The organism is Nitratireductor sp. PBL-C9, from assembly GCF_050877045.1.
Taxonomy (GTDB): Bacteria; Pseudomonadota; Alphaproteobacteria; order Rhizobiales; family Rhizobiaceae; genus Nitratireductor; species Nitratireductor aquimarinus.
Map to the genome: position 1 here is coordinate 387,564 of NZ_JBPAXW010000002.1, position 13,377 is coordinate 400,940.

The 13,377-nt window shown below is 62.8% G+C and carries 10 protein-coding genes; 9 read left to right on the top strand and 1 reads right to left on the bottom strand.

From position 1 onward, the window contains the following. The first annotated feature begins 4 nt into the window (after positions 1-4). The 4 genes from ACRTG1_RS05720 (at position 5) to ACRTG1_RS05735 (ending at position 7,370) form a co-directional block, all read left to right on the top strand. Entirely contained in the window at positions 5-619 is a 615-nt protein-coding gene (locus ACRTG1_RS05720) for a TetR family transcriptional regulator (protein ID WP_315900304.1), read from the top strand. A 116-nt stretch (positions 620-735) separates the two neighbouring features. Then, complete coding sequence (locus ACRTG1_RS05725; protein ID WP_432515890.1) at positions 736-1,812, top strand: efflux RND transporter periplasmic adaptor subunit; 1,077 nt, start codon at positions 736-738, stop codon at positions 1,810-1,812. 12 nt (positions 1,813-1,824) lie between these two features. Then, complete coding sequence (locus tag ACRTG1_RS05730) at positions 1,825-4,968, top strand: efflux RND transporter permease subunit (protein ID WP_224873369.1); 3,144 nt, start codon at positions 1,825-1,827, stop codon at positions 4,966-4,968. Positions 4,969-5,231: 263 nt separating this feature from the next. Further along, a complete protein-coding gene (locus ACRTG1_RS05735; protein ID WP_432515891.1) occupies positions 5,232-7,370 on the top strand; it encodes a TonB-dependent receptor domain-containing protein in 2,139 nt (712 codons plus the stop codon). Between the two features lie 101 nt (positions 7,371-7,471). Here ACRTG1_RS05735 and ACRTG1_RS05740 read toward each other — a convergent pair whose 3' ends face one another. After that, on the bottom strand, positions 7,472-7,753 hold the full coding sequence (locus ACRTG1_RS05740; protein WP_113154114.1) for a DUF2218 domain-containing protein: 282 nt from the start codon (positions 7,751-7,753) through the stop codon (positions 7,472-7,474). Positions 7,754-7,928: 175 nt separating this feature from the next. On the opposite strand from ACRTG1_RS05740, the gene ACRTG1_RS05745 reads away from it, so the two are divergent. The 5 genes from ACRTG1_RS05745 to ACRTG1_RS05765 all read left to right on the top strand — a co-directional run bounded on the left by ACRTG1_RS05745 (position 7,929) and on the right by ACRTG1_RS05765 (position 13,370). After that, positions 7,929-8,861 (top strand): siderophore ABC transporter substrate-binding protein, encoded by a 933-nt coding sequence (locus ACRTG1_RS05745; RefSeq protein WP_206544568.1) that lies wholly within the window; start codon positions 7,929-7,931, stop codon positions 8,859-8,861. A 25-nt stretch (positions 8,862-8,886) separates the two neighbouring features. After that, positions 8,887-9,870, top strand: coding sequence for an ABC transporter permease (locus ACRTG1_RS05750; protein WP_224924704.1), 984 nt, complete (start codon positions 8,887-8,889; stop codon positions 9,868-9,870). Between the two features lie 25 nt (positions 9,871-9,895). Further along, positions 9,896-10,831 carry an iron chelate uptake ABC transporter family permease subunit gene (locus ACRTG1_RS05755; protein WP_328849940.1) on the top strand — a complete coding sequence of 312 codons (936 nt, stop codon included), beginning with the start codon at positions 9,896-9,898 and terminating at the stop codon, positions 10,829-10,831. Continuing rightward, positions 10,828-11,586, top strand: coding sequence for an iron ABC transporter ATP-binding protein (locus ACRTG1_RS05760; RefSeq protein WP_432515892.1), 759 nt, complete (start codon positions 10,828-10,830; stop codon positions 11,584-11,586). The genes ACRTG1_RS05755 and ACRTG1_RS05760 overlap by 4 nt, the downstream gene beginning before the upstream one ends. Before the next feature lie 272 nt (positions 11,587-11,858). Next, entirely contained in the window at positions 11,859-13,370 is a 1,512-nt protein-coding gene (locus ACRTG1_RS05765) for a hypothetical protein (protein ID WP_113154119.1), read from the top strand. The last annotated feature ends 7 nt before the right edge of the window (positions 13,371-13,377 follow it).

Below are 13,377 nucleotides of genomic sequence, written 5' to 3' on the forward strand. Positions count from 1 at the left end.
GATGATGAAGCCAGTTTCACGCACACGCACAGATCCTGAAGAGACCCGCTCCCGCATTCTGGAGGTTGCGGAGAACTTCTTCCGAACCATCGGTTATCAGAAGACCTCGGTCGCTGATATCGCGGCGGAACTGCGCATGAGCCCGGCCAATATCTACCGGTTCTTCCCCTCCAAGGGCGCAATCAACGAGTCCATCTGCGGGCGCATCGTGGAAGAGGTGGCCGATATCGCCTTTACCATCGCGCGGACTGACGCGCCTGCGCCGGAGAAACTGACGAAGCTTCTGACCGCCATTCACGAGCACAACAAAGCGACCCTTATCAGGGAAAAACGCACGCACGATATGCTTTCGGCGGCGATGCACGAGAACTGGGCGACGATCAAGGACCATATCGAGCGCATGACCCTGATCATAGAAGGAGTCATTCGTGAGGGGATCGCTTCCGGCGATTTCGACGTGGACGATCCTGCGGAAGCAGCGCGCTGCGTGAAGACGGCTTTCATGACATTCGTACATCCGCAGATGATCGAACACTGCATCCTGCATGGTGAAGACACCGAAGAGGGGCTGCGCGAGCAGCTTCGCTTTATTCTGAGAGGGCTGGGCAAGCGAAACTAGGGCGTTACCGGGAAACCGGGAGCCAAAGTCTGTTTCGTGCGCCTAAAGAGTGATGATTATTGAGAATCATCAGTTAACAACGTTTATAAGGTAAGGCTTTCATGCCCCGGGCGACGATGAAACGGACCGTTCTTTTGAGCGCAATGGCGCTGGCGCTTGTCGCCTGCCAGGATGAGGAAGTGGCCGAACGGCCAGACCCGGTGGTGCGCGTGGCGACGGTGCGCCTTGCGCCGATTGCCGAGACCCGCACCTACACCGGAACCGTGATGCCGCGCACGGAAGTGGCCGAGGCGTTTCGCGTCGGCGGCAAGGTGGCGGCCCGGCTTGTGGATGTGGGCGACCGGGTGAAAGCAGGGCAGACGCTGGCGCAGCTCGACCCGGTGGATCTGAACCTGCAGCTTGAACAGCAGCGCGCCGCGCTGACAGCGGCGCAGGCGAGCCTCACCAAGGCGCAGTCCGATCTGGAGCGCGCCCGCACGCTGTTCAAGCGCGGGCATGTGACCGAGGCCGCGCTCGATGCGCAGTCGCTGGCCGTGGATGAGGCGCGCTCGCGCTTCGATCAGGCCGAACGCGCGGTTGCACTCGCCACCAACCAGATGGGCTATGCGGAACTGACGGCCTCTGCCGATGGCGTGGTGAGCGCCACGGGCGTCGAGGCCGGGCAGGTGGTCTCGCCCGGTCAGATGGTGGTGAGCGTTGCGCGGCTCGATCAGAAGGAGGTCGTGGTTTCGATCCCGGAAAGCCGGCTCGCCGATCTGGAAGGCTCCACCGCCGAAGTGACCCTGTGGGCCGGCGACGGGCGCTATGCGGCGACGGTGCGCGAGATCGCGCCGGAGGCCAATGGCACGAGCCGAACCTATCCCGTGCGGTTTTCCGTGCCGGAGGCGGACGAGAATGTCCGGCTTGGCATGACCGCCACCGTTTCACTCACCAAAGGAGATCCGTCACCGGTTGCTCGCATACCGATGACGGCGGTTCTTGACGACGGCCGGGGCCCGGTCGTGTTCGTTGTCGATCCCCCCTCGCACGAACTCCAACGCCGGCCGGTCGTCGTCGAGGCCTACCAGACAGAGAACGCGATCATCGCCAAGGGGCTTGAAGACGGCGACAAGATCGTGACGCTTGGAGTGCAGAAGCTCCGCGACGGGGAGCGTGTCCGGCTCGCCGAAATCCAGTCCGCCAGCGCCGACTGACCGGGGGCTCAGATGCAACGCTTCAACCTTTCGCAGTGGGCCGTCACCCACCAGACGCTCGTTCTGTTCCTGATCATCGTCCTGTCGCTTGGCGGGGCCTATTCCTACGCGCGGCTTGGCCGGGCGGAAGACCCGAGCTTCACCATCAAGGTGATGGTTGTGAACGCGGTCTGGCCGGGCGCCACCGCCGAGGAAGTGCAGCGGCAGGTCGCCGATCCCATCGAAAAGACGCTTCAGGAAGTGCCCTATTTCGACAAGGTGCGCACCTATTCCAAGCCCGGCTCCACCTTCATGCAGGTGCAACTACAGGACACCACGCCGCCGGGTGAGGTGGAGGAACTCTGGTATCAGGTGCGCAAACGGGTGGGCGACATTCGCGCGCAGCTGCCGCAAGGCGTGATCGGGCCGTTCTTCAACGACGAGTTCGGTGATGTGGACAGCGCGCTCTACATGCTGAGCGGCGAAGGCGCGACCATGCGCGACCTGAAGGACGCGGCGGAAGACATACGCCAGCGGCTTCTGCGTGTTCCCGATGTGGAGAAGGTGCGCTTCTACGGCGCGCAGGATGAGCGCATCTTCGTCGAGTTCTCGCATTCAAAGCTTGCGACGCTGGGCATCGACCCGCAGGTGATCTTCAATTCCATCGCGGCGCAGAACGCGGTGACGCCGGCAGGCGAGATCGAAACGGCCTCTGACCGGGTGTTCCTGCGTGTTGAAGGCGCGCTCAAAGGCGTGGACGCGGTCGCGTCGGTGCCAATTGCGGCGAACGGAACCGTGTTCCGGCTGGGTGACATTGCGGATGTGCGGCGCGGCTATGAAGACCCGCCGGCCTTCCTTGCCCGCCATGACGGGCATCAGGCGCTGGCCATTGGTGTGGTCATGGCCGAGGGCGCGAACATTCTGAAGCTCGGCGAAAACCTCGATGCGGCCATGAGTGAAATCAGGGCCGACATGCCGGTGGGGCTGGAACTCGAGATGATCGCCAACCAGCCCGAAGTGGTGCAGGATTCGGTCGGCGAGTTCATCAAGGTGTTTCTGGAAGCGCTGGCCGTGGTGCTGGCGGTGAGCTTCCTGTCGCTCGGCTGGCGCACGGGCATCGTTGTGGCGCTGGCCGTGCCGCTGGTTCTGGCCATCGTGATGATCGCGCTCGACATGCTGGGCATGAGCCTTGAACGCATCACGCTTGGCGCGCTCATCATCGCGCTTGGCCTGATGGTGGACGATGCGATCATCGCCGTCGAGATGATGGTGGTGAAGATGGAGCAGGGCTATGACCGGCTGAAGGCGGCGACCTTCGCCTGGACATCAACGGCCTTTCCCATGCTCACCGGAACGCTGGTGACGGCGGCGGGCTTTCTGCCTGTCGGGTTCGCCAAGTCGACGGCGGGCGAATATGCCGGCGGCATCTTCTGGGTGGTGACCATCGCGCTGGTGGCGTCGTGGTTCGTGGCGGTGATCTTCACGCCCTATATCGGCGTCAAGCTGTTGCCGGACTTCCACAAGCATGGTGGTGCGGTGGCCGAGGGCGGGCAGCATCACGACATCTACGACACGCGCCTCTACAATGCTTTGCGCCGGGTGGTGAACTGGTGCGTCTCCTGGCGCTGGGTGGTGATCGCCTCGGTGATCGGCCTTTTTGCGGCTTCCATCTGGACATTCGGTTTCGTGCAGCAGCAGTTCTTCCCGACCTCGCCGCGACCGGAGCTGATGGTGGAAATCCGTCTGCCGGAAGGCGCGCCGATCAAGGCGACGGAGGCTTCCGCCCGCACCATGGAAGCGGTGGTCGCGGCGGATGAAGAGGTTCTGACCTACGCCACCTATGTGGGCGCTGGCGCGCCGCGCTGGTTCCTCGCTTCCAATCCGGAGCTGCCGAAGCCGAACTTCGCGACCATCGAAATGTACACGAAGGACGCGGAAGCCCGCGACCGGGTGAAGGCACGGTTGCAGGACTATATCGCAGACGGCGGTCTGCCGGAGGCGCGGGTGCGCGTGACCGAACTCGTGTTCGGCCCGCCGGTGGGCTTTCCCGTGCAGTTCCGCGTGGTTGGCCCCGATCCGCTGGAAGTGCGTCGCATCGCTTATGATGTGCGCGATGTGATGGCGCAGAACCCGAATGCGCTCGACCCCAATCTGGACTGGAACGAGCAGGCGAAGTCGATCCGGCTGGAAGTGGATCAGGACCGGGCGCGGGCGCTTGGCCTGACCCCGCAGGACATTGGCCGCACGCTGCAGACGCTGCTTTCCGGCTACACGGTGACGGCGGTGCGCGACGGCATCGAGACCGTCAATGTCGTGGCGCGCGCGGTGGAAAGCGAACGGCTCGACGTGGCGCATCTGGGCGATCTGACGATTGCCACGCGCGGCGGCCAGCCGGTGCCGCTCTCGCAGGTGGCGAAGGTGGTCTATGGCCATGAGGAGCCGATCCTGTGGCGGCAGAACCGCGACATGATGATCACCGTGCGGGCCGATGTGCCGGCGGGCGTGCAGGCGCCGGATGTGTCGTCGCAGATCTGGCCGACGCTGCAGCCGCTGATCGAGGATCTGCCGGTCGGCTATCGCATCGAGCTTGGCGGGGCCATCGAGGAAAGCGCCAAGGCGAATGCGGCGCTGTTCGACGTGTTTCCGATCATGTTGCTGGCGATGCTGACGATCCTGATGATCCAGCTTCAGAGCTTCTCGCGCCTTGCACTGGTCTTCGCGACAGCGCCGCTCGGCCTGATCGGGGCGACGCTGGGGCTTTTGATCTTCAACCAGCCCTTCGGCTTCGTTGCGCTGCTCGGCCTGATCGCGCTGGCCGGCATGATCATGCGCAACACGGTGATCCTGGTCGACCAGATCGGAGCGGACCTTGAAGCCGGCCATGCGGAATGGGACGCCATTATCGAGGCCACCGTGCGGCGCACGCGGCCCGTGGTTCTGACGGCGGCGGCCGCCATCTTCGCCATGGTGCCGCTCTCGACCAATGTGTTCTGGGGGCCGATGGCCTTCGCCATCATGGGCGGCCTGACGGTGGCGACCGTGCTGACCATTCTGTTTGTGCCGGCGCTCTATGCCGCCTTCTACCGCGTGAAGCGGCCGGAGGCGGGCGCACCTGCAAAAACGGATGCGGCCATGCAGGACAACGAACAGCTCGCGCTGCCACAGGCGGCCGAGTGAGCAGAGGCGGCGGGATTCAATTGCTCGCGTCCCGCCGCTTCTCCTTACCCCTTTTCGGGCGGGGTTCCGCCGCCCGTTTTTCCACAGCTTCATCGACCGGTTGCCGACCCCGCCTCGCGCATGGCCTGAAAAGGCTTTGTGCCGCTGGGGCATGTCTGCGCGGGGCAATCTGGAAGCGCTCTAAAAGATGAGTGTTGACATCATCTTTTAACGGGAGGTAAGTCGCCCGTATTTCAAGCATGTAATTTTATTGAGAATTAATAATGACTTATAGCTTTTTCGATGCGGCTCCGCGCAGCCCGGCGCGTGCCGGTTTGCGCGGCGCCGTTTCTTCTTCCGGTCGGCTTGCACTGGCTTTTCTGGGCTGTGTCGCCCTGCCGGTGGAGGGCGCGCTGGCACAGGCGGAAAACCAGAAGGTCACGCTTCTTGACACGCTGGTCGTGACGGCGACCGGCTTCGAGCAGAGCGTGGTGGATGCGCCGGCGAGCATAACCGTGGTGCCGCGCGAGGCGCTGGAAAAGGGCGTTTACCGCGACCTGACCGACGCGCTTCGCCATGTGCAGGGCGTGGCGGTGACGGGGTCGCCGGGGCGGGAAGACATTTCCATCCGCGGTCTGCCGGGCGCATACACGCTGATCCTGGTGGATGGAAAGCGGCAGAACACGCGCGAGTCGCGCTCCAATGGCAATTCCGGTTTCGAGCAGAGCTTCCTGCCGCCGGTGTCCGCCATCGAGCGGATCGAGGTGGTGCGTGGCCCGATGTCGGCGCTCTACGGTTCCGATGCGATGGGCGGTGTCATCAATGTCATCACGCGCAGGGTGGCCGACAAGTGGACCGGGACGGTCTCGCTCGACGGAACGCTGCAGCAGCATACCGACCATGGCGATGCAGGGAATGCGTCGTTCTACGCCAGCGGGCCGGTGGTGCGCGACATGCTGGGCCTGCAGGTCTGGGGGCGCGGTCTCCTGCGGGGCGAAGACCGGATCAAGGGCGGCTTGCCGGAAAAGAAGGATCTCGATCTCGCCGGCCGTCTGACCTTCACCCCGAACGAGGATCATGAGCTGGTTCTTGATGCGGGCAGGACGCGGCTGTTGCGCACGCACACCGAGGACAGAACCAGCACGCGTCGGGACAATTACGACCGGCTGGACCGCAGGCACTGGTCGCTGAGCCATACGGGGCGCTGGGACTGGACGACATCGGAGGTTTCCCTCTCGCAGGAATGGGCCGAGCGCACCCGCTTCATGCGCGATAAGGAGACCGGACTATATGCGGAAGATCCGCGTTCGCCGCTGGTCCGCAACACGGTTTTCGACGTGAAGACGACCACGCCGCTCGATTTTCACGGGGCGCATACGCTGGTGCTGGGCGGGCAGTATCTGGATGCGCTGCTGACCGACCAGAACCCTGGCCGCCGCACGGGGCACGACGAGAAATTCGGCGTTTCGCAATGGGCGCTGTTTGCCGAGGACGAGTGGTGGATCACGCCGGATTTCGCGCTGACCGGCGGCATCCGCATGGACAATCACGAGATCTATGGCGCGCAGCTCAGCCCGCGCGCCTATGCGGTGTGGCATGCGACGCCGCAGCTGACGCTGAAGGGCGGTGTCTCGACGGGGTTCAAGGCTCCGGTCATTCGCGCGATTGCGCCGGGCTACGCCTATGTGACGGGCGGGCGCGGTTGCAGCTATGGACCGGACGGCACCTGTGGCGTGATCATCGGCAATCCGGATCTTGAAGCCGAGAAAAGCACCAGCATCGAGATCGGCGGTCTCTGGGACAGTCTCGGCGGCGTGCGGCTGGGCGCAACCTATTTCCGCAACGACTTCAAGGACAAGATCAGCAATGCGATGATCTACAATCCCGATGGGTCGAATGCTCGCTGGGACGAGGATCCGAATTACCGCCTCTGGCGCTTCTTCAACATCGGCCGGGCCATCACGCAGGGCGTGGAGCTGACGGGCGAATGGGATGTGCGTGACGATCTGATCCTGCGGGGCAGCTACACCTACACGCATTCGAAGCAGGAGACCGGCGATTATGCAGGCTTCCCGCTGATGCGCACGCCGCAGCATATGGCCAGCCTGCGCGCCGACTGGACCACGCCGGTCGAGGGGCTGAGCGCGTGGGGCGAGGTCAGTTATCACGGGTCGGAGGTGAATGCGGGTCTGCGTATCGGCTCCAAAGGCAAGCCGATCCTTTCGAGCGACGGTTCGAAAGTTCTGGCGCGCAAATACGATGCCTACACCACGGTCGATTTCGGAGCGAACTATGCGCTGAACGACAATGTGACCCTGAAGGCGGCTGTCTACAATGTGTTCGACAAGCGCATTGACGTGGGCGACATCAACACGGTTGTCGAAGGACGCCGTGTGTGGGTCGGCATGACCTCCACTTTCTGAGCCTCATGACCTTCTCGCTGACATCCAGCGCTCCCGCCATCACCGCTTCGGTGGCGGGAGGGGCAAACCGTCATCTGCGGACTTTCAGGGCCCGAAGGCCGTCACACGTTCCAGGCGATCTGCGGCTTCTCGCGCCATGCGAAGCGGGCCAGATGATCGTCGATCACGTGCTGGGCGCGGGCGAGTTCCTCGTCCGTTTTGGCGGCGCACTCGATCGTCAGCGAGGTTTCGTCGGCGCGCATGAGGCAGTCGCCGAAGGGGAAATCAACCTTGCCCTGCGAGGCGTCGTAATCGACCGAAACCTTGTGCGCGAAATGCTTGCAGAGCTGCTGCAGATATTTCGAGGCATGCTCGGTGGCGATGACGGCTTTGGATTGCAGCATGGGAAATCTCCAGAAAAGCGGCGGTTGAAACTGAGTGTTGGAATGTCCGCACAGAAAAGTTGATTGTAGAAATCATATTTGCTAACCGAAATCCAGACAAGGGCGTTGCCGACCGCGCAAAACGGAAACCGGCAGGTGGCGTCCACCCGTCATCCCTGACATTTGGAGCATGTCGATGATCACAAGAACGAACTCCCTGACCGCGCGCTTTCTGGCTTCGGCCATCGCGCTTGCGGCGTTCCTGCCGGGCTACGCCAATGCCGACGAAATCACCGTCAAACATGCGCAGGGCGAAACGGTTCTGCCGGATACGCCCAAGACGGTTCTGACCTTCGATTTCGCCACGCTCGACACGCTCGACACGCTGGGCGTCGACGTGGCCGGCGTGCCCAACGCGCTGCTTCCCGACTATCTGTCGAAATACAAGAGCGACGATTACGCCAAGGTCGGCTCGCTGTTCGAGCCGGACTTCGAGGTGGTGAATGCCGCCAGGCCCGACCTGATCATCGTCGCGGGCCGCTCGGCCAAGCAGTATGAGGCGCTTTCCAAGATCGCGCCGACCATCGACCTGACGGTCGCACAGGATGACTTCCTCAACAGCGCGGAAGACAATGCGCGCAAGCTGGGCGTGATCTTCGACCGTGAAGAGAAGGCCGAGGAACTGATCGAGAAGCTCAACACCTCCGTTGCAGCGCTGCGCGAGACGGCGAAGGATGCCGGCAAGGGCCTGATCATCCTCACCAATGGCGGCAAGGTTTCGGCCTATGGTCCGGGCTCGCGCTTCGGCTGGCTGCATGACGATCTCGGCGTGATCCCTGCTGTCGAGAATGTGCAGGAGGCGACCCATGGTGAGGCGGTTTCGTTCGAATTTCTCCTGAAGACAAATCCGGACTGGCTGTTCGTGGTGGACCGGGATTCGGCCATCGGCAGTGAAGGCCAGTCGGCAAAGCAGACGCTGGACAATGAACTCGTCGCAGCGACCACGGCCGCGAAGGAAGGCAATATCTACTATGCCGATTCCGTGCGCTGGTATCTGGTCGGCGGCGGCATGACTGCCCTCCAGGCAGAAGTCGACGCGCTCTCCAAGGCGCTCACACCAGTCGACTGACAAGGCTATGCAAGCTGCCGCCAGCATGCCCCAACGTATCTACCCCGCCGCCGGCCTCGTGCTGGCGGTGGGCGTGGTGATCGTTCTCGCTGCAATCAGCCTTTTCATCGGCGTGGCCGACATGCCGCTCGGCGATCTTTTGAGCGGTGACGGCAACGCACAGGCCATCCAGCTTCTGCTCGTCAGCCGCATTCCGCGCACCCTGGCGCTGGTGCTTTCGGGCATGGCGATGGGCGTTGCGGCGCTGATCATGCAGATGCTGTTTCGCAACCGTTTCGTTGAACCGACGACGACGGGCACGGTCGAGGCGGCGAGCCTTGGTCTTCTGGCGGTGGCGCTGTTCGCGCCCGGCCTGCCGATGCTTTCCAAGATGGCGGTGGCCTCGGTTTTCGCGCTGATCGCAACCTTCCTGTTCCTGCGGCTTGTGTCGAAGATCCCGGCAAGCTCCAGCCTGGTCGTGCCGCTTCTGGGCCTGATGTTCGGCGGCGTGATCAACGCCATGACCACCTTCGTCGCCTATCGCTACGATCTTCTGCAATCGCTTTCCGCCTGGACGAATGGCGACTTTTCAAGCGTCTTGCGGGGGCGCTACGAACTGTTGTGGATCGCGGGCGGGCTGGCGCTGCTTGCCTATGTGGCGGCGGACCGGTTCACGGTCGCCGGGCTTGGCGAAAGTTTTACGCGCAATCTCGGTCTGAACTACGGGCGCATTCTCGCCTTCGGCCTCGTCATCGTTTCCATGGTTTCGGCGACGGCAGTGGTGACGGCGGGTACGGTGCCGTTTCTGGGGCTGATCGTCGCCAATGTGGTGAGCATGACGGTGGGCGACAATCTGCGCCGTGCGCTGCCCTGGGTGGCGGTGTCGGGCGCGGGCTTCCTGCTTGCCTGCGACATTGTCGGCCGTACGCTGCGGTTTCCCTATGAGATCCCGGTGGGAACGGTGGCGGGTGTGCTCGGTTCGGGCATTTTCCTTTATCTCCTTTTGCGGCGGCGGGCGCGTTTTGGCTAAAAATCCGACATGGCGACGGCCCCGCGTGGCGCTTGTCGTTCTGGCGTTTGGCGCCATTGCGGCGGCACTGGCCTTCATGACCATTGGCGTGAAGGGCAACTGGGATTTCGTGCTGCCGTTTCGCAGCGCCAAGCTGCTCGGCCTCGTGCTGGTGGCCTATGCGGTGGCGACGGCGACGGTGCTGTTTCAGACGGTGACGCAGAACCGCATTCTGACGCCTGCGGTGATGGGCTTCGATTCCCTCTATGTGGCCCTGCAGACGGCGCTGGTGTTCTTTCTGGGCACGCGCGATCTCGCCAGCGTGGACATGCGGCTGCGTTTCGTTCTGGAGACGCTGCTCATGGTGGGCATGTCCATGGCGCTCTTCTACTGGCTGTTTCTCAGCCGCCAGCGCAGCCTGCATCTGGTGGTGCTGGCGGGCGTGGTGTGCGGTGTCTTCTTCCGCAGTCTGGCGCACATGATGCAGCGCATTCTCGATCCCAACGAGTTCATCGCGCTTCAGGACATGCTGTTCGCCAGCTTCAACAGCATCGACCAGCAATTGCTGGCGGTGTCGGCGGTGATTGTTCTGGCGACCGCCTTTGTGAGCCGGCGGCTTCTGACGAAGCTCGACGTGCTTGCGCTTGGCCGCGATGTGGCGATCAATCTGGGCATTGATTATCAGCGTGTGGTGCTGCTGCTGTTCGCCATGATCGCCGTTCTGGTTTCGGTCTCGACGGCGCTTGTCGGCCCGATCACCTTCTTCGGTCTGCTGGTCGCCAATCTCGCCTATCAGGCCGTGGGCACGGACCGGCACAAATACACGCTGCCGGCGGCGACGCTGCTTGCCATCATTGCGCTTGTGGGCGGGCAGACCGTGCTGGAGCGCGTGTTCGGTTTCGACACGGCGCTCAGCATCATCATCGAATTCACCGGCGGCATTGCCTTCATGCTGCTGCTTTATCGGAACCTCAGGCGATGATCGACATCCACAATCTCACCAAGACCTATGACGATGCGACGGTGGTTGACGATGTCAGCCTGTCGCTTCCCGAGAGCGGCATCACCGCGATTGTCGGTCCGAACGGGGCGGGCAAGTCGACGCTTCTTTCCATGGTTGCGCGCCTGATCGCACCGACATCGGGGCGGGTTCTGGTCGATGGTCTGGATGTGCAGGACACGCCGGGGGCGGTTCTCGCCAAGCGGCTGGCGATCCTGAAGCAGAACAACCAGGTGGGCATGCGCCTGACGGTGAGCGAACTGGTGGCGTTTGGCCGGTTTCCGCATTCGGGCGGGCGGCCGACCGTGGAAGACGAGCGCCATATCGGCGAGGCGATTTCCTATCTGGGGCTCGACGCTCTGCGCGGGCGGTTTCTGGACGAACTTTCTGGCGGTCAGCGCCAGCGCGCCTTCGTGGCAATGGTTCTGGCGCAGGACACCAAATATGTGCTGCTCGACGAGCCGCTCAACAGCCTCGACATGAAACACGCGGCGGCGATGATGAAGCTGTTACGGCGCACGGCGGACGACCTTAAGAAGTCGATTACCGTGGTGATCCACGACATCAACTTCGCCTCGATCTATGCCGATCACGTGGTGGCGATGCGCGACGGACGCGTGGTGCTGCAGGGCGAGGCCGGTGACCTGATGCAGGAAGCGGTGCTTGAGGACATCTATGACACCGTCGTGCAGGTGCGCGAGGTGGAGGGGCATCTTCTGGGGCTGCATTATCTGTAGAGCCCGGCATCTGCAGAGCCTGCGGAGTGGAGAAACCGTTCAATTGCGGAATTTATTCTCAACTAACCGTCAAGGTTTGTGATAAACACTGGTGCAAAACAAACTTGTGAGGGGGCACAAGGCTTTTGGCGCACCAGAGGCAATCAAAACGCGTGGCTCGCGTTTTTTGCGATCAGGCGAGGGTCGCAAAAAGGGCTTTTTTCTTAGCGTTTATAAGTACTTCGCTTTCAGTTTCGGCCGTATCGGCCAATCCGAATTCCATTGATTTTGCGATGCAGTATCTGGCGGACCTGCGTGATTCGCCGGAATGCGCAGTTACGGTGGACGGGGAAGGGCGCTTCGACTTCGGGCCGGAGATAAGCAATCCGTCCATGAGCTGTCCGGATGCTTTCGCCTGGAAGATTTTCACCGAGGCGGTGCGTGGCGAATTCTGGTCGCGCTGGACGACCGATGTGCAGATGTGGCCGACCGCGCCATGGCCGGTGTGCGAGCCCGGCCAGACGGAGAACTGCTGCAGCACGGTCGAAGTTTCCAACAATCCCGATCCCGAACACTGCCCCGTGCGCCCCGACCCGGCGCTGGGCATGCCGGCACACACACCGCATGAGCCGAGCAAGGCGCATCAGGTGTCGATGGAGGATGCGGCCAAGACCGACCGGGATGGTGACGGCAGCATCGACTGGGATGACGTGCCGCCGGAGCTCAAGACCGCAGTGATCGGCGCGGAGCAGGTGGAGCTGGTTTATCACAACCGGCCGATGACCGATTACATCTTCGCAAACGGGCTCTATCACACGGACGGGCTTGGCCGGGTGTTTCAGACACGTGCGGGCGTCATGGAGCACTATGCGCCATACAATGGCGTGGCCGGCACGGGACCGCTCAGCCAGATCGACCTGCCGATCCGCTCGCTCATGCTCAAGGCGAACCTGCTCGACATCCGCAAGGCGAAAGAGCTGGGCATCGATCTTGAAAAGAACGCCGACTACATCACGCTCGATTTGCCGAAGGGCGGCAACACGCCGGAGACCGGCACTTATATCCTTCTGTCCTTTCACATCTCCTCGAAGGATCTGCCCAACTGGTTCTGGACCACGTTCGAGCATGTGGACAATCAGGGCCGCTGCGACTGGATCGGCTGCAATGACAGTTTCGGTTATGTGGCGCGGGTGAGCGAGGGGCCGACCGCGCGGGATGATCTGCCCGAACCGGCAGACAATTACGTGTCGCCGAACCAGCTGGAAATGGCCGACGGGGCCGTGGTCGCATTCGATCTTGCCCGGACTTATGACGCCGACAGCGAGATGCGCGACGGGCTGGCGGCGGTGTTCAGGACGCTCGGCATCGGAACCGGAGCCGCCAATGAGAGCGGCACGCCGAGGCCCGCCGATCCGGCCTGGCGCAACTATCGCCTCAAGGGCAGCCAGACGAATTTCGTGACGCCCACGGGCCGGCCGACGCAGCTCGGCAATTCGGTGACGGAAGCCGGCTTCACCAATTCCAGCTCCTGCATCAGCTGCCATGCGCGCGCATCGGTGACCGAGAAGGGGTTACCGAACTTATCGATCTTCGTGAGCGATCTGAGTGACGCCGGCCTGCCCAAAAGCACCAATGGCGTGCCGGCGCCGAGCTGGTTCACCACCAGCGCCTATTACGGTGTCGGCGACCAGGTTCTGGCGCCGGGACTGGTGGCGGTTCAGACGGATTTCGTCTGGGGATTCCGCAATGCCTGCCCGATCGAGGTGGGCGCACAGGGCCCGCACCGCTGCGCAAAGAAAGACTGAAAGCGGC

Coding starts and splice junctions, on each gene's coding strand:
- ACRTG1_RS05750 (WP_224924704.1), top strand. CDS start 8,887: ATGCCCCAACGTATCTACCCCGCCGCCGGCCTCGTGCTGGCGGTGGGC.
- ACRTG1_RS05725 (WP_432515890.1), top strand. CDS start 736: ATGAAACGGACCGTTCTTTTGAGCGCAATGGCGCTGGCGCTTGTCGCC.
- ACRTG1_RS05720 (WP_315900304.1), top strand. CDS start 5: ATGAAGCCAGTTTCACGCACACGCACAGATCCTGAAGAGACCCGCTCC.
- ACRTG1_RS05765 (WP_113154119.1), top strand. CDS start 11,859: ATGCAGTATCTGGCGGACCTGCGTGATTCGCCGGAATGCGCAGTTACG.
- ACRTG1_RS05760 (WP_432515892.1), top strand. CDS start 10,828: ATGATCGACATCCACAATCTCACCAAGACCTATGACGATGCGACGGTG.
- ACRTG1_RS05745 (WP_206544568.1), top strand. CDS start 7,929: ATGATCACAAGAACGAACTCCCTGACCGCGCGCTTTCTGGCTTCGGCC.
- ACRTG1_RS05740 (WP_113154114.1), bottom strand. CDS start 7,753: ATGCTGCAATCCAAAGCCGTCATCGCCACCGAGCATGCCTCGAAATAT.
- ACRTG1_RS05730 (WP_224873369.1), top strand. CDS start 1,825: ATGCAACGCTTCAACCTTTCGCAGTGGGCCGTCACCCACCAGACGCTC.
- ACRTG1_RS05735 (WP_432515891.1), top strand. CDS start 5,232: ATGACTTATAGCTTTTTCGATGCGGCTCCGCGCAGCCCGGCGCGTGCC.